The organism is Pseudomonas sp. H9 (assembly GCF_004353925.1).
Lineage (GTDB): Bacteria > Pseudomonadota > Gammaproteobacteria > Pseudomonadales > Pseudomonadaceae > Aquipseudomonas.
The window spans coordinates 412,134-433,259 of sequence record NZ_SMOK01000011.1 but is presented as its reverse complement, the minus strand read 5'-3'; the positions used below and the strand labels follow the sequence as shown (position 1 = coordinate 433,259).

Sequence of the window (21,126 nt, the reverse complement as noted above, 5' to 3'; positions counted from 1 at the left end):
AGGAACCTGAGCATGAATTTCGAACTCCCTGCCGAATTGCTGGCCCTGCAAGCCAAGGTTCGCCGTTTTATTGCCGAAGAAATCGTGCCCATGGAGCACGACCCGCGTCAGACCCCGCACGGCCCCAGCGCCGCGTTGCGTCAGGACCTGGTAGAAAAAGCCCGCGCCCACGGCCTGCTGACTCCGCACGCCTCCATAGCGATGGGCGGGCTGGGCCTGAGCCACATTGAAAAAGCGGTGATCTTCGAAGAAGCCGCCTATTCGCCGTTGGGGCCGATTGCCCTGAACATTCATGCACCTGACGAAGGCAACATCCACTTGCTGGAACTGGTGGCCACGCCGGAGCAGAAACAACGTTGGCTGTTGCCCATGGTTCAGGGGCATATCCGTTCCTGTTTTGCCATGACCGAGCCAAGCCCCGGTGCGGGCTCCGACCCTTCGATGTTAAGCACCACCGCAGTTCGTGATGGCGACGACTACCTGATCAACGGCCACAAGTGGTTCATCACCGGTGCCGAAGGCGCCAGCGTTGCAATCATCATGGCGCGCATGGAAGACGGCAGCGCGACCTTATTTATGACCGACACTGACCGGCCGGGCTTTATCCTCGAACGCATGATGGATTCGCTCGACAGCTGCTTTGCCGGTGGCCATGCCGTATTACGCCTGGAAAACCTGCGCATACCGGCCAGTGATGTGCTGGGTGAGGTGGGCAAGGGTTTCCGCTATGCACAGGTGCGCCTGGCACCGGCGCGCCTGACCCATTGCATGCGCTGGCTCGGCCAGGCACGTCGTGCTCATGAAGTGGCGTGCCACTATGCCAGTCAACGCCAATCGTTCGGCAAGGCACTGGGCGAACACCAAGGGGTGGGTTTCATGCTCGCCGACAACGAAATGGACCTGCACAGCACGCGCCTGACGATCTGGCATTGCGCCTGGATGCTCGATCAGGGCGAGCGCGGCAATGTGGAGTCGAGCATGGCCAAAGTCATCAGCTCGGAAAGCATCTGGCGGGTGATTGACCGTTGTGTGCAGGTGCTGGGCGGGCAGGGCGTTACCGGGGAAAGCATCGTTGAACGGATCTTCCGTGACGCGCGCAGCTTTCGTATTTATGACGGCCCCAACGAGGTACACCGCATGAGCCTGGCCAAAAAGGTATTGGCGCGGAGCGTCCATACCTCCTGAGTATAGTTGAATATTCAATTGATATTGGACGTAATTGAGGCGGTGTGCAAAGCTCGGCAAGGCTCATAAAAACAACAGTCCAGGCCATCAAACGGTGCCTGGACGCTTTGCCCTCGGAAGCTTGCCATGACACCTGCTGCGATCGAACGCATCGAAACCCTCATTGTCGATCTACCGACCATCCGCCCGCACAAGCTGGCCATGCACACCATGCAGGCGCAAACGCTGGTCATCATCCGCGTGCGTTGTGCCGATGGCGTAGAAGGCATCGGCGAATCCACTACCATCGGTGGCCTGGCCTACGGCTACGAAAGCCCGGAAAGCATCAAACAGAACATCGACTCGCATCTTGCCCCGGCACTGATCGGCATGGACGCGAGCAACATCAACGCCGCCATGCTCAAGCTGGAGAAGATTGCCAAGGGCAACACCTTCGCCAAATCCGGCCTTGAATCGGCACTGCTCGATGCCCACGGCAAGCGCCTGGGCTTACCGGTCAGCGAACTGCTCGGCGGCCGGGTACGCGACAGCCTGGAAGTGGCCTGGACCTTGGCCTCCGGTGACACCGCCCGCGACATCGGCGAAGCCGAACAGATGCTCGAACAGCGCCGGCACCGCATCTTCAAACTGAAGATTGGCGCCAACCCGGTCGACCGCGACCTGGCCCACGTGATTGCGATCAAAAAAGCCTTGGGCGAGCGCGCCAGTGTGCGCGTCGACGTCAACCAGTACTGGAACATTTCCCAGGCCGTGCGTGCTTGCCGGGTGCTGGGCGATAACGGTATCGATCTGATCGAGCAGCCCATCTCGCGCAACAACCGCGCCGGGCAAGTGCACCTGAATCAGGTCAGCACAGCTCCGATTATGGCGGACGAATCGATTGAAAGCGTGGAAGACGCGCTGAGCCTGGTGATCGACGGCGCAGCCAGCGTCTTCGCCTTGAAGATTGCCAAGAATGGCGGGCCGCGCGCGGTGTTGCGTACTGCCCAGATCGCCGAGGCCGCCGGTATTGCCCTGTATGGCGGCACCATGCTGGAGGGCAGCGTCGGCACGCTGGCTTCGGCGCATGCCTTTATTACCTTGAATCAGTTGACCTGGGGCACCGAGCTGTTCGGGCCGTTGCTGTTGACCGAAGAAATCGTCACCGAAGCGCCGGTGTATCGCGACTTCCACCTGCATGTACCCCGTACCCCAGGCTTGGGGCTGACGCTGGACGAAGAACGTCTGGCCCGCTTCGCTCGCCGTTGACAGAGGCAAACACCATGCTTTTCCACGTAAAGATGACGGTAAAACTCCCCCTCGACATGCCTGCCGACACCGCCGCTGCGCTCAAGGCGAACGAAAAGGCCCTGGCGCAACGCCTGCAGCAAGAAGGTACCTGGCGCCACTTGTGGCGCATTGCCGGGCACTACGCGAACTACAGCGTGTTCGATGTGCCGAGTGTTGAGGCGCTGCATGACACGCTGATGCAACTGCCGCTGTTCCCCTACATGGACATTGAGATCGATGGGCTGTGCCGCCATCCGTCCTCAATTCATGCTGACGATCGCTGATCACACCCAACAACAATAAAGTCAGGTGATACCTATGACCGTGAAAATTTCCCATACTGCTGACGTCCAGCGCTTCCTCAACGAAGTGGCCGGGATTGACAATGACCAAGGCAACCAGCGCTTCAAACAGATCATTCTGCGTATCCTCCAGGACACTGCGCGCCTGATCGAAGACCTTGAAATCAGCGAAGACGAGTTCTGGAAAGCCGTCGACTACCTCAACCGTATGGGCACCAATCAGGAAGCCGGCTTGCTGGTGGCCGGTCTGGGTATCGAGCACTTTCTCGATCTGCTGCAAGACGCCAAAGATGCGCAGGCCGGGTTGACCGGTGGCACCCCACGGACCATCGAAGGGCCGCTGTATGTCGCGGGTGCGCCGCTGTCTGAAGGTGAGGCGCGGATGGATGACGGCACCGATCCGGGTACCGCACTGTTTTTGCACGGGCGTGTGGTCGATGCCCAGGGCAATCCGATTGCCGGTGCCACGGTTGACGTGTGGCATGCCAGCACCCAAGGCACCTATTCCTACTTCGACGGCAGCCAGTCCGCGTACAACCTGCGTCGACGCATCCTCACCGACGCGCAGGGTGGCTATCGTGCGCGCAGCATTGTGCCGTGTGGCTATGGCTGCCCACCGAGTGGCACCACGCAAGAAGTGCTGAACCAGCTTGGCCGCCACGGCCAGCGTCCAGCGCATATCCATTTCTTTATCTCCGCGCCTGGCTACCGTCACCTGACCACGCAAATCAACTTCGAGGGTGATCAATACCTCTGGGACGACTTTGCCTATGCCACCCGTGATGGCCTGGTGGGGCGTCTGAACTTTATCGACGATGCGCAAGCGGCGCAGGCTCGCGGCCTGGATACCGGCTATTTTGCCGACCTGGAATTCAGCTTCCAGCTGCAGGAAGCCAAAGACGCCAGCGCCACCGAGCGCAGCCAGCGCCCGCGCGCCCTGCAAACCAACTGATCCCTCCCCAGTGGGAGCGGGCTTGCCCCGCGATAGCGGCGTGTCTGTCACACCGCATCGCGGGGCAAGCCCGCTCCTACAGCCATTGTGCAGCCCAGAATAATACGAGAAAAATCACCTGTTCCAAGGTGTGCTCTAGGTATTAAGTCAGCCTGTTTTCAAGAATAAATTCCAAGTAAACCAGTGGTTTAGTGATGTTTTGCGTGCATCGAACATGGTTTTCATCATCGGATAAATGGCGTTTTAATACGTGAAAAATCCATTGACTGTTCACGCAAACAGATGCACATTTACACCACGGCACCAAAACAAAAAAAGGTACTCGACCATGCCGACTCATCCCGCTTGTCCCTCTCTGTCTGACGTCTGTGCCCAGCTGTCAGCATCCGCAGCATCTCCATTTGCTCTTTGCCCTTAAACCGTGACTGAAGACGGAGTTTCTCTATGAATCCGCTTAGCGTATCGGACGCTCCTGCTGCGTCTGCGCTTGCCAGTGGTCCTGCCTTCGAAGCGCTGCTAGACGGTGTTCGGGACCGAGCCCGAAGTGGTGAGTTTGATCGCCAGCGTCATATCTCCCGTGACGTGATCGATGCCTTCAAGGCGTTGGGTGTGTACCGCGCACTGGTGCCAAAGCGCTTCGGTGGTAGCGAGTGCTCGCCGGCCGCGTTTTGCGAAATGATCGAGCGCATTTCCCATGCCGATGGCTCTGCCGGCTGGGTCGCCAGTTTTGGCATGAGCCCGGTGTACCTGGCGGCGTTACCGCTGGAGACCATCGCGCAGGTCTACGCCAACGGCCCGGACGTGGTGTTCGCTGGCGGGATCTTCCCGCCGCAACCGGCCGAAGTGGTGCCGGGTGGCTTCAAGGTCAAAGGCCGCTGGAAGTATTCCAGTGGCTCCATGGGCGCCGACATTGTCGGTGTCGGGATTGCCCCAAAGAACGGTGACGCCTTCGACCTGCCGCGCATTGCGGTGATGCCGCAGTCCAAGGTGCGTATCGATGAAACCTGGGAAACCGTCGGCCTGCTGGGTACTGGCAGCCATGACCTGGTGATCGACGATGTGGTGGTCCCGGAACAGTGGACCTTCGTGCGCGGTGGTGCGGCCAATCTGGACGAACCATTCTTCCGCTACCCCTCGCTGTCGTTCGCGACTCAGGTGCTGTCAGTGGTGGGGCTGGGTGTGGCGCGTGCGGCGCTGGATGAACTGGCCGGCATGGCCAGCGGCAGAATTTCGGTGACCGGTGCCCCGGCATTGGCCGACCGCCCGTTGGCGCAAGTCGATATTGCCAAGGCAGAGGCGGCATTGCGTTCGGCGCGGGCGTTCTTCTACGAAGCCATTGAGCAGGCCTGGGCTCATGTGCTGGCCGGCGATCCTGTACCGGCGGCTACCACCAACTTGCTGCGTCTGTCTTCAACCCACGCCACCCGTGTAGCCGCAGACGTTGCGCGCAGCGCGCAGATGCTCTCGGGCATGACCGGTGTGTACAACGAAAGCCCGCTGGCGCGCTGCGTCAATGATGCGCAGGTCGTCACCCAGCATGCGTTCATGGGCGATGTCACTTATCAGAATGCCGGAGCGATCTTCTTCGGCAAACAACCCCTTCCTGGCTATATCTGATTACTGAGGTTTTTAGCATGAGCGAGAAAAAAGCATTACGCGTGCTGTTCTGCATGGGTATCAACCAGAACTTCTTTGATGCACCGCGCGAAGAACAACTTCAAGTTTGGGCGGCCTTCAGTGAAATGTGGAATGGCATCCATGACCTGCCCGGTGTTGAAGTGCTGGGCAACATGGATGACGACCAAAGCATGGTCGGTCCATCCGATGGTTTCCCTTGGACCACGTACTTGCTGGCCGATGTGCCGAACATCGAAACCGTGCATGCCGCCTGCAACCTGTTCAGAACAACATCAGTGGGCGAGGGCACTTACAAGTTGTGGCGCTACGCCAAAGTTGAAGCACGTGTGGGCCGCGAGCTGATTATTCAACGTGCCTGATTGACGGCAACTTCGCCGCGCGTTGCTTGATAACGCATTTATAAAAACAAGTGTCCGCTGTTGCGACTGTGAAGTGCAGCAGAGGGTCAAGTGTTGCCGGAATTCGTCCCGGCAAGGAGATACCGTGAGCAATCTGATTCCCGCCGTAAACCTGGCGGTCGACCCCGCCGAGCTGGTGCAGGCTGATCGTGTCCATACTTCGTTGTATACCGACCCGGCGCTGTTCGATGCCGAACTGGAAAAGATTTTCTACAGCACGTGGGTGTGGGTCGCACACGAGAGCGAAGTGCCGGAAGCCGGCAACTACAAGACCACCTACGTCGGCAAGCAGCCGGTGATTGTGGTACGTGATCGTAAAAAGAACATCAACGTCTTGCTTAACCGCTGCCGCCACCGTGGCGCCACCGTGTGTGAGCACAAGAAGGGCAAGACCGCCAGTTTCGTCTGCCCTTACCACGGTTGGGGTTATGCCCTGGACGGTTCGCTGCGCGGTATTCCGCATCCGGAAAGCTACGGCGACTGCATCGACAAGGCTGAGCTGCCGCTGGTCAGCCTGCGGGTGGAAAGCTACGCCGGCATGGTGTTCGCCACCTTCAAAGACGACATCGAGCCGCTAAGCGACTTCCTCGGTGCGGCGAAAAAGTGGATGGACCTGTTCATGAAACAGGGCGCGGGCTACGGCATCAAGGTTCCTGGCGAGCATCGTTTCCGCTTCCCCGGTAACTGGAAGATCCAGCTGGAAAACACCACCGACGCCTACCACTTCCCGCTGGTGCACAAGAGCTTCCTGTCTTCGGTCGACGAACAGACCCTGGAGCTGTTCGACTTCGTCGAGGGGCCGGGCTACGTCGAAGACCTGGGCAACGGCCACAGCGTGATGGTGATGATCCCTGATCTGGTCGACCTGGAAGCCGATCTCGACAAACCGATCCCTGAGCGCTTCGAAGCCCTGGCCGCCGAGCTGCGTGACGAGGGCATCGAGGAACAACAAGTGCGCCGCATTGTGCGCGCTGTGGGTGGGTCGGGCTTCAACCTCAACCTGTTCCCCAACATTGCCTGTTCGATGGCGTTCTTCCGGGTACTGCAGCCGATTTCGGTCAACGAAACCGAAATTCATCACTCGGTGATCACCATGGACGGCGGCCCGGCAGCCGCCAACCGTTACCGCCTGCGCCTGCATGAGCACTTCCAGGGGCCGATGGGCTTTGGCACACCGGACGACTCCGAAGCCTGGGAGCGCGTGCAGAAAGGCGCCAATGCCGGTGAAGAGCTGTGGATCATGCTCAACCGTGGTTTGCCTGGCGAGAAGCGCAGTGAAGACGGTCTGGTGTCCGACGTGAGTGCCGAAACCGGCATGCGTGCGGCTTACCAGCAGTGGAAAAAGATGATGTCGGCTTGAGTGTGGAGAACCTTATGAACCTGCAATTGTTGCAAGAAGTCACCGCTTTCATCTGGCAGGAAGGCGACATGCTCGACCACGGCGAATACGACGCCTGGCTTGACCTGTGGACGGAGAAGGGCACCTACATCATTCCGATCAACCCGAAGGAAACCGACTTCGAAAACACCTTGAACTACGCCTATGACGACCATCATATGCGCAAGTTGCGGGTACAACGCCTGATTGGCGGCGAGTCGATCTCCACCAGCCCGCAGCCGCGCACCGTGCGCACGCTGTCGCGCTTTCGCGTGCTGGCCGATGACGGCATGAACCTCACTGTGCGTTGCGCACAGAACCTGCGCGAATTCCGCAAGGAAAGCCTCAAGCACTACAGCGCCGACCTGACCTACGAACTGGTTCGCGCCGACGGCAGCTTCAAGATCCAGCGCAAGCTGATCAGCCTGATCAACAGCGACGATACCCTCGCCGGTATCGGCTACATCCTTTAAAGGAGCCGTGCGATGAGCCAAGTGGCATTGGTTACTGGCGCCGGGCAAGGCCTGGGGCAGACGTTCTGCGCCCGGTTGCTGGCCGCAGGCTTTCAGGTGGTGGTCACCGACCGCAGCCTGGACGCGGCGCAAGCTTCGGCGAAACAGCTTGACCCGACTGGTGAACGCACCTTGGCGGTGCAGCTGGATGTGGGCAGCAAAGCGGATTTCGAGCAGGCGTTGAGCCAGGTGCTGGCGCGTTTTGGTGTGCTGCACGTGGTGATCAACAACGCGGCAGTGACCAAAACCACGCCACTGATGCAGATCAGCCCCGAAGAGTTCGATGCCGTGGTGGGCCTGAACCTGCGCAGTATCTTTCTGGGTTGCCAGGTGTTGGGCGCTTACCTGGCCGATGCTGGCTACGGGCGGATCATCAACATGGCCTCGCTTGCCGGGCAGAACGGCGGCACCGCCACTGGTGCGCACTATGCAGCGAGCAAGGGGGCGATTCTGACCCTGACCAAGATCTTCGCCAAAGAGTTCGCCAGCCGTGGGGTGACGGTCAATGCCATTGCCCCGGGGCCGATCGACTCGCCTGCCGTGCATGCCGCCGTACCGGCCGACAAGCGCGATGCACTGCGCGCCAACATCCCGGTGCAGCGCTTTGGCGATGCCGACTTTCTCGGTGATCTGATCGTGCAGTTGGCGCGCCCTGAAGCCTATTTCACAACCGGGGCCACCTGGGATGTGAACGGCGGCTTGTTCATGCGCTGAGCTGACACCGGGCCACTGCGGTGGCCCCTCTGACTACATGGAGCAATTGCCATGACTGAAGCACTTTTGAATGTGGTGGTGCGCAAGCGCGAACTGCAAGGGGACGGCGTTATCGTTCTCGACCTGGCCAGCGCCGACGGCGCGCCGCTGCCGGCGTTTGACGCCGGTGCACACGTCGATATTCACCTGGCCCCTGGCCTGGTGCGCCAGTACTCGCTGTGCAGCAACCCCGGCGACCTCAGCACGTACCGCTTGGGGATTCTCAAGGACCCGGCGTCGCGCGGTGGTTCGGTCGCCGCGCATGAGACCTTGAGCGAAGGCCAACAGGTGCAGATCAGTGCACCGCGTAACCTGTTTCCCTTGGTTGAACAGGCGCAGCGCACGCTGTTGCTGGGCGGCGGTATCGGTATCACGCCGATGATCGCCATGGCCTATACCCTGCATCAACGCGGTGAGCGCTTCGAATTGCACTATTGCGGGCGCGCCCGTCAGCGCAGTGCATTTCTTCAGGAACTGGGCAACGCACCGTTCGCCGCGCAGGTGGTCACCCACTTCGACGACGAAGCGGATGAGCAGAAACTCGACCTGGCGGCGGTGCTGGGGCGCGGTGAAGCCGGTGTGCACCTGTACACCTGCGGCCCTTCAGGTTTTATGGATTGGGTCATCAACGGCGCGCGCGAGCAAGGCTACGCCGAAGATCACATCCATAAGGAATACTTCCAGGTCGAAGTGGACGCGAGTGGTGCCAGCTTCGAAGTGGTCGCCGCGCGCAGTGGCAAAACCGTTGAAATTGCCGAGGGCCAGTCGATTCTCGATGCCTTGGCCAAGGTCGGTATCAAGATTGAGAAATCCTGCGAGCAGGGGGTGTGTGGCACCTGCCTGTGCGACGTGCTCGAAGGTGAGCCGGACCACCGTGATGTGTACCTGACCGACGAAGAAAAAGCCGGTAATGACCAGATTCTGGTGTGCTGCTCGCGCGCCAAGTCGAAAACACTCGTGCTGGACATTTGAGGAGAACGGGCATGGTTGACGTAACCAGCTTTCGCAATGCAATGGCGCTGTTGGGCGGCGCCGTATCGGTCATCACTACCGATGGTGTCGCCGGTCGCTTCGGTTTTACCGCCTCAGCGGTGTGCAGTGTCACTGACTCGCCACCCACCCTGTTGGTGTGCATGAACCGCGCCTCGCAGTCCAACGCGCAGTTTCAGGCCAACGCGGTGGTGTGCGTGAACGTGCTGGCCGGTTCACACCAGTCGCAGTCAGGTGCGTTCGCCAACAAGGCGCTGACCATGGACGAGCGCTTTGCAACGGCGTCCTGGACCACCTTGGAAAGCGGCGCGCCAGTGATGCTCGACGCGCTGGTGAACTTCGATTGCCGGATTGCCCAGGTACACGAAGTGGGCTCGCACAGCATCTTCTATTGTGAAGTTCAGGCTATTCGCCACGGCGGGGCAGAAGAAGGCCTGGTGTACTTCAACCGTGCCTACCACCGTCTGGGCGAATGCTCCAAGGCGTGCTGAACAGTAGGAGCGGGCTTGCCCCGCGATAACGGTTAGTCAGGGAACGGCTTCGCTAAAAGCTTTCCAGATTATGGAAAACGGTTTCGAGCGTGCGGTTGAAGCGCTCGACCTGGCTCTCGGTGAGGCCAGCGAAGCTGCGTTTGAACAGGTCGCTGGTGACGCCTTGCATACGTTCGATGGTCGCCAGGCCCAGCGGTGTAATGCAAACCTGGGTGACTCGGCCATCTTCGGTGCTGGGCGCGGTATCGACCAGGCCGTCTTCCTTCATGCGGTAAACGATCTTGGTGATGGTCGACAGCTTGGCGATGGCGTGGGTCGAAATCTCGGAAATGCTCGACTGGCCGTTCTGATTGAGGATCCACAACACGCGCCAGCGGGCGACGTCGAGGTCAACTTTTTTAAGCAGCCGTTCCATGTTCTGGGTGTATTGGCCGTGTACACGCGCCAACCAATAAAACGGAAAGTCCTCTTTACGGAAGTCTTCACTGGAAGGGTCGTAGCGGCTGTGGCGCTTCTTCGTCGGGCTCATAACTGACTGGCTGAGGTAAGTGAGTGCCAATAATAGACTTTTCCCGTAATGAGGACACCTGATGCAAAGCAATTTTTACCCCATCGGCGCTGCAGGCGTCTTTGCGAAGTGAGGTTTCAATGGCAATCGTGGTTGAGTCTTTGAACATAGGCGGCAGCGGTCCCAGTGTGATGGTAAAGGACACCATCGACATCGCAGGCCTGCCAACACGCGCCTCCAGCCGCGCCCTGGCGCAGGCCGAACCAGCCCGGCAGCATGCCGATGTAGTCAGCCGGGTACTGGCCGCCGGTTGCCGCATCACCGGTAAAACCAGCCTGCATGAGCTGGCCTTTGGTACCACCGGCATCAACCATTACACCGGCACGCCGATCAACCCGCGCTTTCCGGCACTGATTCCCGGCGGATCTTCCAGCGGTTCGGCAGCGGCGGTGGCGGCGGGGTTGGCCGATTTCAGCCTGGGTACCGACACCGGTGGTTCGGTGCGGGTGCCGGCCTGTTGCTGCGGGGTGTTCGGCTTCAAGCCCACTTTTGGTCGTGTCAGCCGTCAGGGCGTGATGCCGGCCGCGACCACGCTGGACTGCGTCGGGCCGTTTGCCGCCTCGTTACCGATGTTGATCCGCGCCATGGCGATCATTGACCCGAGCTTCACCCCTGCGAGCGCCCCGGCTGCGGTGAAGATAGGCGTGCTCAAGGTGCCAGCCAGCGAAGCGGTGAATGCGGCGGTACAGGCGGCGCTGAACGCCAGCGGCCAGCACCTTGAGACGGTTGAATGCGCAGACTTCGAAGCGGCCTACAGCGCCGGCATGGTGATCATCAACCGTGAAACTTTTGCCGCCTGCGGCCATTTGCTCGCCAGCGGCCTGGTCGGCGCTGATATTGCCGGGCGCTTGCAAGCGGCCGGGACCATGACCGACGCCGCTATCGCTGAAGCTGAGCACGTACGTGAGCGATTCACCACACAGGTCGATGCCGCTCTGCAACGCTGCGATGTTCTGGCGCTGCCCACCATGCCTGATTTCCCGCTGCGGGTTGAAGACGCCGCTGACACCCGTGCGGTGCTGGGCATGACTTCGCTGGTGCGTCCGTTCAACCTATCCGGGCATCCGGCGGTAACCGTGCCTTTGGCCAGCAAGCAAGGTCTACCCGTGGGCTTGCAACTGGTCGGCGCAAAAGGCGCGGACGAAGCCTTGCTGGCGGCCGCCACATTACTGCTGCAACGCATCAGCGGCGGAGCACAGTCATGAGCGACCTTCAGCAACTGGAAGCGCGCCTGCGTGTCTTCGAAGCGCAGCAGGCTGTGCGCGCCTGCATGAACCGTTACATGGCCCTGTGCGATGCGCTGGATGCCAACACGCCGCTGGAAGAACTGGCCGGTTTATTTACCCGTGATGCGGTGTGGGAGGGCAAGGGCGCCAAGTACGCAAAAAGCTTTGGTGGTTACCGGGGGCGCGAAGCGATTCGCGCCATGTTCGCCACCTACATGCAGCCGCCTGCGCACTTTGCCCTGAACGTGCATTTTCTCACCAGTGAACTGATCAGCGTGGACGCTGAACAGGCCAGCGGTAGCTGGATCATGTTGCAGACCAGTACCTTTGCCAACCAGACCTCGCACTTGAATGCGGCACGCCTGACCGTGCGTTTCGCGGTGGAAGAGGGCCAGTGGCGCATGGCGCACTTTCAGACCGAGAACCTGTTCGGACGGCCGATCAGTGCCTGGAACAGCGAAGCGCCATTGCCGGTACCCAGCCGCTGACCGTAGGAGCGGGCTTGCCCCGCGATAGCGATGTATCAGTCACATCGTATCGCGGGGCAAGCCCGCTCCTACCGATTTTGGTCCACCCGTGGGGTTTGTATTTAGAGTAAAGTCAGCGCTTACCCGGTCGTACTTCGCACTGGAGTGAGAGATGCCGCGACATATACCAATAATAAACGCCACCGACCCCGTGCAGACCTCGCGCATGGTCCGCCTGAAACTGATCAGCGAAGGCGCGTTGCCGCAAGGCATGCTGCGCGAAGAAATCGATGCCTCCTGGCGACGCAGCCTGGATCACGGCCTGAACTGCCTCGAAACCGAGCAGGTGGAGTTCAACGTCCGCCACCGTTTGCAGGAGCTGCTTGACGGCAACCGCCTGCTGATCGACGCCGCGACGCCGGAAATGGAATACCTGGTCGCCCGCCACGGGCACAGCGCAATCATCATCCTCGGCGATGCCCAGGCCAATATTCTTGCAATCGGCGGGCAAACCGACGACCTCAATCAGGTCGGCCTGCGTGACTTGCATCCCGGGAGTTGCTGGAGCGAGTCGAGCCGTGGCACCAATGCCATCGGCACGGCGGTAGTGGAGGGGCGCCCGACTTTGATCAACTGCGGCGAACATTATCTTGATCGTCTCAGCCCGTTTTCCTGTACATCGGTGCCGCTACGCGACCCCCTGGGGCATGTGATCGGCGTGCTTGACCTGACCCGCGAAGGGGTCATGGCGCAACCTCAGGACAACCTTTCAACCCTGATTCTCGCCGCCAGTAACATCGAGAGCCGGATGTTCGGCCTGTGTTACCCCGATCAGTTGGTACTGGCCTTTCACAACCGGCCGCAGTACTTGGGCAGTGCCTGGCACGGGCTGCTGGCCCTGAGCCTGGATGGCGAAGTATTGGCGGCCAACGAGCGTGCCTGCGAATTGTTACAACTGCAGCGCCCGGCCCTGATCGGCCGACGTTGCAGTGACCTGATGGGGGAGCGTACCTCGGCGTTCCTGACACGGCTGTGGTCTGATCGGGTGAGCAGCGTACAAACCGCCAAAGGTGAGTTCTTTTTCCGCGCCGTGCACCTGCCGCGCCGCGCCGGTATGGGCCCGGTGCAACCCACTGTTAAAGCGCTGCCGGCGGCGAAAACCGTAGAGCTGGAGTCACTGGCGGGGCGTGATGAGCGCCTGGCCAGGGCGCTGCGCATGGCGCGCCGCGGCTTGAACAACGATTTACCCGTGCTGTTGTTGGGCGAAACCGGTACCGGTAAGGAAGTGGTGGCGCGTGCCCTGCATCAGTCCAGCCCGCGTGCCGACAAGCCTTTCGTTGCAGTCAACTGCGCGGCTATTCCGGAAGGACTGATCGAGTCCGAACTGTTTGGCTACCGCGAGGGTGCTTTCACCGGCTCGCGGCGCGGAGGCATGGTCGGGCGTCTGGCCCAGGCCCACGGAGGCACGTTGTTCCTCGATGAAATCGGCGATATGCCGCTGGCCTTGCAAGCGCGTTTGCTCAGGGTGCTGCAGGAACGCCGGGTGGCGCCACTGGGTGGCGGTGACGAGCAGGACATTGACGTCGCAGTGATCTGTGCCACCCACCGTGACTTGAAACGGCTGGTGCTCGATCAACATTTTCGCGAAGACCTCTACTACCGCATCAATGGGGTGAGCCTGCAGCTACCGGCGCTGCGCGATCGTGAGGACCTCAATGAGGTGATCGACAGCCTGCTGAGCAAGTTCGGCGCTGAGCAGGTCAGCCTGGACAAGGGCTTGCGTGAGCTACTGGGCAATTTCGACTGGCCGGGCAACATCCGTCAATTGGAAATGGTCTTGCGCTCGGCCTTGGCCATGCGCGAGCCCGACGAGCACGTGCTGAGCATGGATCACCTCACCGATTGCCTGCTGGATGAACTCAGCGGCACTGCGCCAAACAGCGGCAGCATTCGTGAAAACGAGGTGGAGTTGATCCGTGGGGCGTTGGCTCGCCATCACGGCAATGTGTCGGCTGCTGCCGATGCCTTGGGGATCAGCCGCGCCACTCTGTATCGAAAACTCAAGCAACTGCGCGAATAAGGGGCGGTTAATGGCGGGTATTTTTCTCAGGCTGATCAACGCCTCTGACCCGGAGTTGATGCGCCACGCCCTGGCCTGGCTGTACGGCTTTGTACGCCCGCACTGGCGTGCGATTGCCACGCTGCTGGGGCTGTCGCTGGCCGCGTCGCTGCTGGTGCTGGCGCAACCCTGGCTGGTCAAGACCCTGATCGATCAGGGCTTGCTGGCCAAAGATTTCGACGTGCTCTGGCACATGGCGCTGATCATGATCGCGGTGGGGATCGTCGGCATGCTGCTGGGCGGGATCAACCGTTATCTGCACACGCGCCTGTCCGGGCGCATTCTGTTCGCCTTGCGCGATGACCTGTATCGCCATTTGCAGCAGCTGTCACCGGCATTCTATGGGCGCAAGCGCATCGGTGACATCCTGTCGCGGCTCGATGGCGATGTCGCCGAAATTCAACGCTTCGCCGTGGATTCATTGTTCTCGGCAGTGTCCAGCGTGATCGGGCTGATCGGCGCGGTAACCTTGATGCTGATGCTGTCTTGGCAGCTGTCGCTGTTGCTGGCGCTGTTGATCCCCGTCGAAGTGCTGTGGTTGCGCTGGATGCGGCGCAAAGTCGAACGCGAGGTGCGCAACCTGCGCGAACGCTCCGCCGATGTCTCATCGTTTCTGGTCGAGACCTTGCCGGCGATGAAGTTCATCCAGGCCGCCGGACAGCAGCGACGCGAGTCCGAGCGCCTCGATCACTTGGGCAAGGGCTATATGGGCCAGTTGTTGCGGGTCCAGGTCACTGAGTTCTTCACCCAGGCGGTGCCGGGCACACTCACCTCGTTGTGCCGCGCCTGTGCCTTTCTGGTGGGGGGCTACTGGGTGATTCAGGGCACCTGGCAACTCGGCGCATTGATCGCATTTTCTACCTATCTGGGCATGGCAGTCGGGCCGGTGCAGAGCCTGCTTGGCCTGTACGTGGCGGTGCAGCGCATGGCCGTCAGCCTCGGGCGGGTGATGGAGCTGCAGCAGGAACCGGTCACGGTACGCCCGCCAGCCGTGCCCGTATCACCGCCGCAAGGGCCAGGGGAACTGCGCCTTGAGGGCGTGCACTTTGCCCATGAACAGCGCCTGGGCATGGTGTTGGCTGGCGTTGACATTGCCATCCCTGCCGGTGTGAAAGTGGCCATCAGCGGCGCTTCCGGTGTTGGCAAGTCAACTCTGATCGATCTGTTGCAACGCTTCTATGACCCTGACCAGGGGCGCATTCTGCTCGATGGCGTGGATCTGCGTGCGCTCGACCTGTTGGCGTTGCGCAAGTGCATCGCCGTGGTCAGCCAGGACATTGTGCTGTTTCGCGGCACCCTGGCGCAGAACCTGGCCTATAGCGTACCGGAGGCCAGCCGCGAAGACCTCGAACGGGTGGTGCGCCTGACCCGCCTGGAGGCGTTGGTCGAAGCATTGCCACTGGGGCTGGACGGCATCCTCGGTGAGCGTGGGCAGCAGTTGTCGGGCGGACAGAAACAACGTATTGCCATTGCCCGCGCGTTGCTGCAGAACCCGCAGGTGCTGGTGCTCGACGAGGCCACCTCGGCGGTGGACGAAGCCACCGAACGCGAAGTGATCGCGGCAATCGACCAACTGTTTGCCGGGCGCACGCGCATATTGATCAGCCACCGTACCAGCACCCTGGCCGACGCCGACCTGCACCTGCATCTGGAGCAAGGGCGCTTGCAAGCGGTCTGGCAGGAGTCCATGCGCCATGGTGAGTAAAGTGCGTGTCGGGGTGATCGATTCGGGCTGTTCGGCACTGCAGGGCGCACGCCTGGACGGCGCCCGGCGTTTTTGGCTGGAGCAGGGCATGCTCTGTGAAGGTGAGCTGCAGGCCGACGCCCTGGGGCATGGCAGCGCTGTGCTTGCGCGGCTGCTGAGCCAGGTTGACGACGTGTCCGTGAGTATTGCCCAAGTGTTCGACAGCCGTGGCGCGACGTCGGTGTTGCAAGTCAGCGCGGCGTTGTTGTGGTTGGTAGAGCAAGGCGTGGATGTGATCAATCTCAGCCTGGGGCTGACCCAGGACCGCCCGGTGCTGCGCCAGGCCTGTGCACAGGCGCAGGCGGCGGGAGTGTTGCTGTGTGCCTCGAGCCCGGCGCGCGGCGGGCCGGTTTACCCGGCCAGTTACCCCGGCGTTGTGCGCATTACAGGTGATGCCCGCTGTGCCAACGGGCAATGGTCGTGGCTGAATACTGCACAGGCCGAATTCGGCGCCGCAGTGGGCGAGCAGGGCGGGCCAGCCGGGGCCAGCCTGGCGTGCGCAGCCTTGAGCGGGCAGATGTGTTCTTGGTTGCAAGCGCACCGCGGCGCCAGTCACGAACAACTGCTGGGGTACTTGCGTGACAACGCCACCTTCGTGGGGCCAGAGCGCCGAGGAGTCGAACATGTCTGAACCGCGTATTCTGATCCTCGGTGCTGGACCTGCAGGCGCCGCCACCGCCATCGGTTTGCGTCGTTTGGGTTATGCCGTCGACATCGTCGGCGACTGGCGCCGCTTCGATGCCGTGGAAGGTGTATCGCAACGGGTACTGGAGGGCCTGCGCCATGCCGGGCTGAGCCGTGCCCTGGAGCAGGCGGCAGTGCCTGCCCGACGCCGGGTGCACTGGAACGGTGTGAGCCAACAGCTTAATCAGGAATGCCTGTTGGATCGCCAACTGTTCGATCGGGCACTGCGCGATGATTTGCGTGATGCTGGTGTCGAGGTGATCGAAGGGCGGGTTCGCGAGGTTGACAGTGACGCACACGGCCACCGCGTGCGGCTGGATACCGGCGAGGTTCTGCTGGCAGAGTTTCTGGTCGAGGCCCGCGGGCGCCAGGCGCCACTGGCCAGCAATCGCTTGCGAGGCCCGGAGAGTGTCAGCCTGCTCAACCTGTGGCAAGGTGCCCCGGGCGAGCCTTTTTCGGCTGTGGAAAGCCTGCAAGATGGTTGGGCATGGATGGCGCGCCTGGCGGATGGGCGTTGTTATTGGCAGGTCAGCTTGGATGTGAGTAGCAGCCGGGTGCCAGCCAAGCCGCAATTGCCGGAATACTGTGCTCAACGGCGACGTCAGTCAGCACTGGTGGCTGAGCTATTCGGGGCCGATGCCTGGCAACCTGCAACGGTGCATGCGCGTAGCAGTACGGCGATCCTGGCGGGTGAATGCTCGGGCGACAATTGGCTACGGGTGGGCGATGCGGCGATGGCAGTGGACCCGCTGTCCGGCAATGGTATTTTCCAGTCGTTGTCGTCTGCGCTTCAGGCGCCGGCGGTTATCAATACTTTGCTGCGCCGGCCTGAACAACGGGCGTTGGCCCGGCGCTTTCATCAGGCGCGTATTGAGCAGCTGTTCCTGCGCTTTGCCCGTATTGGTCGGGACTTCTATGCCCAGGAACAGGACAAGGTCGCGCAACCGTTCTGGGCGCAGCGCCAGGCCTGGCCAGACCAGCAGCCTATTCATGTACCGAGTGATTTTCGCCAGTTGCAGGTGGTGCAGCGGCCAGTGGTGCGTGATGCGTTCATTGAGCCTGCCGAGGTGGTAGTGAGCCCCGATCAACCGTTGGGCGTCTGGCATTTGCAAGGTGTGCCGTTGGCGCCGCTGGTGCACGGCCTGCAAACGGGGCAAGGGCTGGATGAGCTGCTGAGGGGGCGCTCGGCAACAGAGCAATCAATGCTGCGTGGCTGGCTGGCCGCACAGGGCTACCCAGGGTAGGAGCGGGCTTGCCCCGCGATAGCGGTGTGTTAACCACATCGCCTCGCGGGGCAAGCCCGCTCCTACACGCTAAAAGAAGGTGCCGACCAGCAATTGCAAGTAGGTGTTGGTGTCGAGGCTGCCCAGTTGCAAACCGCCGTCTTCGGCGCTGCGTTCGGGTTTGTAGAAGCCGATCAGCGGGCTGATCAGCAGGTGGTCGTTGACCATCCATTCCACGTACAGGTCCAGCTCCCGCCCGCCCAGGTTGCCGCGGTCTTTGTCGAGCGTGGCGAAGTCAAAGTACAACGCACCCAGGGTCAGGTTCTCGCGAGGCGTTGCTTTCAGGCCGACATGATGGACCTGGCTGTTGCTGTTGAAGGGCCCGGCGTAGTTGGCGGCGACTTCACCCTGGAACCAGGTGCCATAGCCACGGCTGGCGCCGTAGAACAACGGGTCGAAGGTTTCCGAGAAGCGGCTGTAACGGTAGGTCGCGGTGGGGCTCCAGAGCACATCGGAGAAGGTCCAGGCGCTTTCCAGGTACCAGGCGTTTTCGCGGCCGCTGTCCTTGTCTTGGGTCACATATTCGCCGGCTACTTGCAGGTCTTTGATGCCCAGGCTGCTGCGTCCGCGCAGGCTGACCGTGTCCATGCCGTCGCGCTCGGTCAGGCCGAGGATCGAAGCGTAGCGCTGGTCAACGTCAAGGCCATGAATCCACGACAGGCCAACGGTTGTGGTTTCGCTGACGTGCTCAAGGTTGGCAATGGCCAGCTCGGTGTCGGCTTGATAATGGTTGTCAGACTTGAGCCACATCAGGTCGCCCCGTAGCCCATCGGCACCGCCCAGGCGCAGTACTGCTGTGCGGTCGAAGGCTTTGCGCGCGGCCAGGTAATAGGCGCCACCGCGGTTGAAGTTGGCGCCCAGGTCGACCTTGCCGAGGTTGACCGGGTCGCCCTGGATCAGGAAACCCTCTCCGAGGGTAAGCATCTGACGGCCGCCGGAAATGTCCACGCCATTCTCACCCAGCGCCGGGAACAGGCTGGCGGATCGCCAGCCCAGGTACGCATCTTCGACAGCAGTGCGGCGTTCGCTGCCAAGGGTCAGGCCGGCAGCGTCGCCGTCGCCCCACGTGGCCGAGCTGAGCAGGTTGAAGGCGCCATACAGGCTGCCTGTGTCGGCCAGGGTCTGGCTGGCACTCAGGCCGTACTTGACGTAGCCCTCGCGCCAGGCGCTGCTGCCGGGTTGGCGGCTGCTGCCAATGGCGTAACTTTCGTCGCTGTGAAACACCCCGAACAGCGCTTCGAGGTCAGCATTGAGCACGCTGCCGTTCTGGTTGTAGAGCTCATGGGCCTGGCTGCTGCCGGCCAGTAACGCCAAGGTCAGAGCCAGGCGCGTTCGAGGGGAAGGGGTCATCGGGGTGCTCCTTGTTGTTTTTATTGGTGTCGGACGCTGAAACTTCGAATAGCTGGCCACAGCCGTACCTGGCGCCAAATCGCCAAGGCGTTTACAGGTACGGTGTGCGGTGAGTGACTTAGAGCTTGATCAGCACCGACTTCAGTTCGGTGTAGTGCTCGATGGCTGCCGCGCCCATTTCGCGGCCAACGCCCGACAGCTTGTAGCCACCAAACGGCAGCGACGGGTCGAGGGCGCTGTGGCAATTGACCCATACCGAGCCCGACTTGATCCGCGGGATCATGCGGTGCACGGCCGCGAGGTCGTTGGACCAGATGCTGGCACCCAGGCCATAAGGGTTGTCGTTGGCCATACCAATCACTTCATCGATGTCATCAAACGGCATGGCTACCAGCACTGGGCCGAAGATTTCTTCCTGCACCAGCCGGTGGCGTTGGTCGACGTCAACGATAACCGTGGGCCTGACGAAATAGCCTGGGCCAAAGCCTTCGCCACCACAGGCAACGGTGGCACCGAGTTCACGGCCAAGGTTGATGTAGCCGGTGACGCGATCCTGTTGCTTGGCGGAAATCAGCGGGCCCATCTGCACCTTCGGGTCGAGGCCGTTACCGAGGGTCATGCCGTTGGCAATCGCGGCGATATCGGCCACCACGTTGTCAAAATGCTTGCGGTGTACGTACAGGCGCGAGCCGGCGCAGCACACCTGACCCTGGTTGAAGAAGATCGCCGTGGCGGCACCGGCAGCAGCTTCTTGCAGGTTGGCGTCGGGCATGACGATGGTCGGTGACTTACCCCCCAGTTCCAGGGTAACGCGGGTCATGTTTTCCATCGCTGCTTTGCCGATCTGCTTGCCGACCTCAGTGGAGCCGGTGAAGGTCAGCTTGTCGACGCCTGGGTGGCGGGTGAGGGCAGCGCCGGCGTTCAGGCCAGTGCCGGTGATGACATTGAACACGCCGTCCGGGTAACCGGCCTCTTGCACCAGTTCGGCCAGTTTCAATGCGGTCAGCGGGGTTTCGTCCGCCGGTTTGAGCACCACGGTGCAGCCGGTGGCCAACGCCGGGCCGAGCTTCCAGCAGGCCAGCAATAGCGGGAAGTTCCAGGCGACGATAGCGCCGACCACGCCGATCGCTTCGCGGCGGATGAAACCATGAAACTGGTCATTGGGCATCAAGGGCAGGGATGGCTCAACTGTGGTGCCTTCGATTTTGGTGGCCCAGCCAGCCATGTAGCGCAGGAAATCAATTGCCAGTTGCACGTCCATGACTTTCGCCACGGCAGCGCTTTTTCCGTTATTCAGGCACTCCAGCTCGGCCAGTTCCTGAGCATCGCGCTCCATCAGTTCGGCCAGGCGCCACAGCAGGTTTTGCCGCTCACGGGGGCGCATGCGGCTCCAGGGTGAGTCGTCGAATGCCTGGCGCGCTGCCTGTACGGCGCGATCGACATCCTGTGAATCTGCAGCAGGGACGTTACCCAGGATTTCACCCGTAGCCGGGTTGCGAAAATTCATGGTCTGGCCGCTTGCAGCGACTGACCACTGCCCGCCGATCAACATCTTCAGTGGTCGAGCGGTGAAGGCACGTGTTTGCGCAAGGATAGGTAGCTCATTGGACATGATGTCAGGGCTCTGTGGGGAGTGTTGCGCAGTCCCGACGCAACTGCCGTGCCAAACTTCTCCAGGCCCTCTAGGCCAGGGGTCTCCCGGAGGTGCAGCGTCCGAGTGCGCGGCCCGCAGGCGCTTGGACTGTAGCAGTTTGAGATGCATCAGACGCGTGATGAGACAGTGTCTCAGTCTGGCACTGGCTGTCGCAGAACAACAC

Annotated in this window: 20 protein-coding genes; 17 read left to right on the top strand and 3 right to left on the bottom strand. The window is 61.3% G+C overall.

All coding sequences use genetic code 11. The features are described from left to right. Positions 1-12: 12 nt before the first annotated feature. The 11 genes from E1573_RS09840 to E1573_RS09790 all read left to right on the top strand — a co-directional run bounded on the left by E1573_RS09840 (position 13) and on the right by E1573_RS09790 (position 9,868). Entirely contained in the window at positions 13-1,185 is a 1,173-nt protein-coding gene (locus tag E1573_RS09840) for an acyl-CoA dehydrogenase family protein (protein WP_133213040.1), read from the top strand. A 126-nt stretch (positions 1,186-1,311) separates the two neighbouring features. Continuing rightward, the gene (locus E1573_RS09835; RefSeq protein ID WP_133213038.1) at positions 1,312-2,433 is read left to right on the top strand and encodes a muconate cycloisomerase family protein; all 1,122 of its coding nucleotides are present in this window, start codon (positions 1,312-1,314) and stop codon (positions 2,431-2,433) included. Positions 2,434-2,447: 14 nt separating this feature from the next. Beyond that, positions 2,448-2,738, top strand: a complete 291-nt coding sequence (catC, locus tag E1573_RS09830) for a muconolactone Delta-isomerase (RefSeq protein ID WP_133213036.1) — start codon at positions 2,448-2,450, stop codon at positions 2,736-2,738. 34 nt (positions 2,739-2,772) lie between these two features. Beyond that, entirely contained in the window at positions 2,773-3,708 is a 936-nt protein-coding gene (gene catA, locus E1573_RS09825) for a catechol 1,2-dioxygenase (RefSeq protein ID WP_133213034.1), read from the top strand. Positions 3,709-4,152: 444 nt separating this feature from the next. Further along, positions 4,153-5,325: an indole-3-acetate monooxygenase gene (gene iacA, locus E1573_RS09820; RefSeq protein WP_133213032.1), complete on the top strand. Its 1,173-nt coding sequence runs from the start codon at positions 4,153-4,155 to the stop codon at positions 5,323-5,325. A gap of 17 nt (positions 5,326-5,342) precedes the next feature. Continuing rightward, on the top strand, positions 5,343-5,705 hold the full coding sequence (locus E1573_RS09815; protein WP_133213030.1) for an IacB protein: 363 nt from the start codon (positions 5,343-5,345) through the stop codon (positions 5,703-5,705). 124 nt (positions 5,706-5,829) lie between these two features. Further along, positions 5,830-7,104: a Rieske 2Fe-2S domain-containing protein gene (locus E1573_RS09810; RefSeq protein WP_133213028.1), complete on the top strand. Its 1,275-nt coding sequence runs from the start codon at positions 5,830-5,832 to the stop codon at positions 7,102-7,104. Positions 7,105-7,118: 14 nt separating this feature from the next. Then, on the top strand, positions 7,119-7,595 hold the full coding sequence (locus tag E1573_RS09805) for an aromatic-ring-hydroxylating dioxygenase subunit beta (protein WP_133213026.1): 477 nt from the start codon (positions 7,119-7,121) through the stop codon (positions 7,593-7,595). Positions 7,596-7,607: 12 nt separating this feature from the next. Beyond that, positions 7,608-8,348 carry an SDR family NAD(P)-dependent oxidoreductase gene (locus E1573_RS09800; RefSeq protein ID WP_133213024.1) on the top strand — a complete coding sequence of 247 codons (741 nt, stop codon included), beginning with the start codon at positions 7,608-7,610 and terminating at the stop codon, positions 8,346-8,348. A gap of 51 nt (positions 8,349-8,399) precedes the next feature. After that, positions 8,400-9,359, top strand: a complete 960-nt coding sequence (locus E1573_RS09795; protein WP_133213022.1) for a PDR/VanB family oxidoreductase — start codon at positions 8,400-8,402, stop codon at positions 9,357-9,359. 11 nt (positions 9,360-9,370) lie between these two features. After that, on the top strand, positions 9,371-9,868 hold the full coding sequence (locus E1573_RS09790) for a flavin reductase (RefSeq protein ID WP_133213020.1): 498 nt from the start codon (positions 9,371-9,373) through the stop codon (positions 9,866-9,868). A gap of 52 nt (positions 9,869-9,920) precedes the next feature. On the opposite strand, the gene E1573_RS09785 is transcribed toward E1573_RS09790, so the two are convergent. Then, entirely contained in the window at positions 9,921-10,397 is a 477-nt protein-coding gene (locus E1573_RS09785) for a MarR family winged helix-turn-helix transcriptional regulator (RefSeq protein WP_133213018.1), read from the bottom strand. 119 nt (positions 10,398-10,516) lie between these two features. Between E1573_RS09785 and E1573_RS09780 the strand changes: the two genes are divergently transcribed. From E1573_RS09780 to E1573_RS09755, 6 genes are all read left to right on the top strand, one after another. After that, positions 10,517-11,641 (top strand): amidase, encoded by a 1,125-nt coding sequence (locus E1573_RS09780; RefSeq protein WP_133213016.1) that lies wholly within the window; start codon positions 10,517-10,519, stop codon positions 11,639-11,641. After that, positions 11,638-12,150 carry a nuclear transport factor 2 family protein gene (locus E1573_RS09775; protein WP_133213014.1) on the top strand — a complete coding sequence of 171 codons (513 nt, stop codon included), beginning with the start codon at positions 11,638-11,640 and terminating at the stop codon, positions 12,148-12,150. Before E1573_RS09780 ends, E1573_RS09775 begins: the two co-directional genes overlap by 4 nt. A 151-nt stretch (positions 12,151-12,301) precedes the next feature. After that, on the top strand, positions 12,302-14,209 hold the full coding sequence (locus E1573_RS09770) for a sigma-54-dependent Fis family transcriptional regulator (RefSeq protein WP_133213012.1): 1,908 nt from the start codon (positions 12,302-12,304) through the stop codon (positions 14,207-14,209). Positions 14,210-14,219: 10 nt separating this feature from the next. After that, entirely contained in the window at positions 14,220-15,953 is a 1,734-nt protein-coding gene (locus E1573_RS09765) for an ABC transporter ATP-binding protein (protein WP_133213010.1), read from the top strand. Further along, positions 15,943-16,623, top strand: coding sequence for a S8 family serine peptidase (locus tag E1573_RS09760; RefSeq protein ID WP_133213008.1), 681 nt, complete (start codon positions 15,943-15,945; stop codon positions 16,621-16,623). Before E1573_RS09765 ends, E1573_RS09760 begins: the two co-directional genes overlap by 11 nt. Further along, complete coding sequence (locus tag E1573_RS09755) at positions 16,616-17,920, top strand: NAD(P)/FAD-dependent oxidoreductase (protein ID WP_133213006.1); 1,305 nt, start codon at positions 16,616-16,618, stop codon at positions 17,918-17,920. The genes E1573_RS09760 and E1573_RS09755 overlap by 8 nt, the downstream gene beginning before the upstream one ends. 69 nt (positions 17,921-17,989) lie before the next feature. Here E1573_RS09755 and E1573_RS09750 read toward each other — a convergent pair whose 3' ends face one another. Together E1573_RS09750 and E1573_RS09745 are read right to left on the bottom strand one after the other, a co-directional pair. Then, the gene (locus E1573_RS09750) at positions 17,990-19,309 is read right to left on the bottom strand and encodes a hypothetical protein (protein WP_133213004.1); all 1,320 of its coding nucleotides are present in this window, start codon (positions 19,307-19,309) and stop codon (positions 17,990-17,992) included. A 118-nt stretch (positions 19,310-19,427) separates the two neighbouring features. Next, positions 19,428-20,921 (bottom strand): aldehyde dehydrogenase, encoded by a 1,494-nt coding sequence (locus E1573_RS09745; RefSeq protein WP_133213002.1) that lies wholly within the window; start codon positions 20,919-20,921, stop codon positions 19,428-19,430. Positions 20,922-21,126 lie beyond the last annotated feature (205 nt).

What these genes read in the sequence shown, in the direction of transcription:
- E1573_RS09840 (WP_133213040.1), top strand. Translation starts at nt 13, where the DNA reads ATGAATTTCGAACTCCCTGCCGAATTGCTGGCCCTGCAAGCCAAGGTT.
- E1573_RS09835 (WP_133213038.1), top strand. Translation starts at nt 1,312, where the DNA reads ATGACACCTGCTGCGATCGAACGCATCGAAACCCTCATTGTCGATCTA.
- catC (WP_133213036.1), top strand. Translation starts at nt 2,448, where the DNA reads ATGCTTTTCCACGTAAAGATGACGGTAAAACTCCCCCTCGACATGCCT.
- catA (WP_133213034.1), top strand. Translation starts at nt 2,773, where the DNA reads ATGACCGTGAAAATTTCCCATACTGCTGACGTCCAGCGCTTCCTCAAC.
- iacA (WP_133213032.1), top strand. Translation starts at nt 4,153, where the DNA reads ATGAATCCGCTTAGCGTATCGGACGCTCCTGCTGCGTCTGCGCTTGCC.
- E1573_RS09815 (WP_133213030.1), top strand. Translation starts at nt 5,343, where the DNA reads ATGAGCGAGAAAAAAGCATTACGCGTGCTGTTCTGCATGGGTATCAAC.
- E1573_RS09805 (WP_133213026.1), top strand. Translation starts at nt 7,119, where the DNA reads ATGAACCTGCAATTGTTGCAAGAAGTCACCGCTTTCATCTGGCAGGAA.
- E1573_RS09800 (WP_133213024.1), top strand. Translation starts at nt 7,608, where the DNA reads ATGAGCCAAGTGGCATTGGTTACTGGCGCCGGGCAAGGCCTGGGGCAG.
- E1573_RS09795 (WP_133213022.1), top strand. Translation starts at nt 8,400, where the DNA reads ATGACTGAAGCACTTTTGAATGTGGTGGTGCGCAAGCGCGAACTGCAA.
- E1573_RS09790 (WP_133213020.1), top strand. Translation starts at nt 9,371, where the DNA reads ATGGTTGACGTAACCAGCTTTCGCAATGCAATGGCGCTGTTGGGCGGC.
- E1573_RS09785 (WP_133213018.1), bottom strand. Translation starts at nt 10,397, where the DNA reads ATGAGCCCGACGAAGAAGCGCCACAGCCGCTACGACCCTTCCAGTGAA.
- E1573_RS09780 (WP_133213016.1), top strand. Translation starts at nt 10,517, where the DNA reads ATGGCAATCGTGGTTGAGTCTTTGAACATAGGCGGCAGCGGTCCCAGT.
- E1573_RS09775 (WP_133213014.1), top strand. Translation starts at nt 11,638, where the DNA reads ATGAGCGACCTTCAGCAACTGGAAGCGCGCCTGCGTGTCTTCGAAGCG.
- E1573_RS09770 (WP_133213012.1), top strand. Translation starts at nt 12,302, where the DNA reads ATGCCGCGACATATACCAATAATAAACGCCACCGACCCCGTGCAGACC.
- E1573_RS09765 (WP_133213010.1), top strand. Translation starts at nt 14,220, where the DNA reads ATGGCGGGTATTTTTCTCAGGCTGATCAACGCCTCTGACCCGGAGTTG.
- E1573_RS09760 (WP_133213008.1), top strand. Translation starts at nt 15,943, where the DNA reads ATGGTGAGTAAAGTGCGTGTCGGGGTGATCGATTCGGGCTGTTCGGCA.
- E1573_RS09755 (WP_133213006.1), top strand. Translation starts at nt 16,616, where the DNA reads ATGTCTGAACCGCGTATTCTGATCCTCGGTGCTGGACCTGCAGGCGCC.
- E1573_RS09750 (WP_133213004.1), bottom strand. Translation starts at nt 19,309, where the DNA reads ATGACCCCTTCCCCTCGAACGCGCCTGGCTCTGACCTTGGCGTTACTG.
- E1573_RS09745 (WP_133213002.1), bottom strand. Translation starts at nt 20,921, where the DNA reads ATGTCCAATGAGCTACCTATCCTTGCGCAAACACGTGCCTTCACCGCT.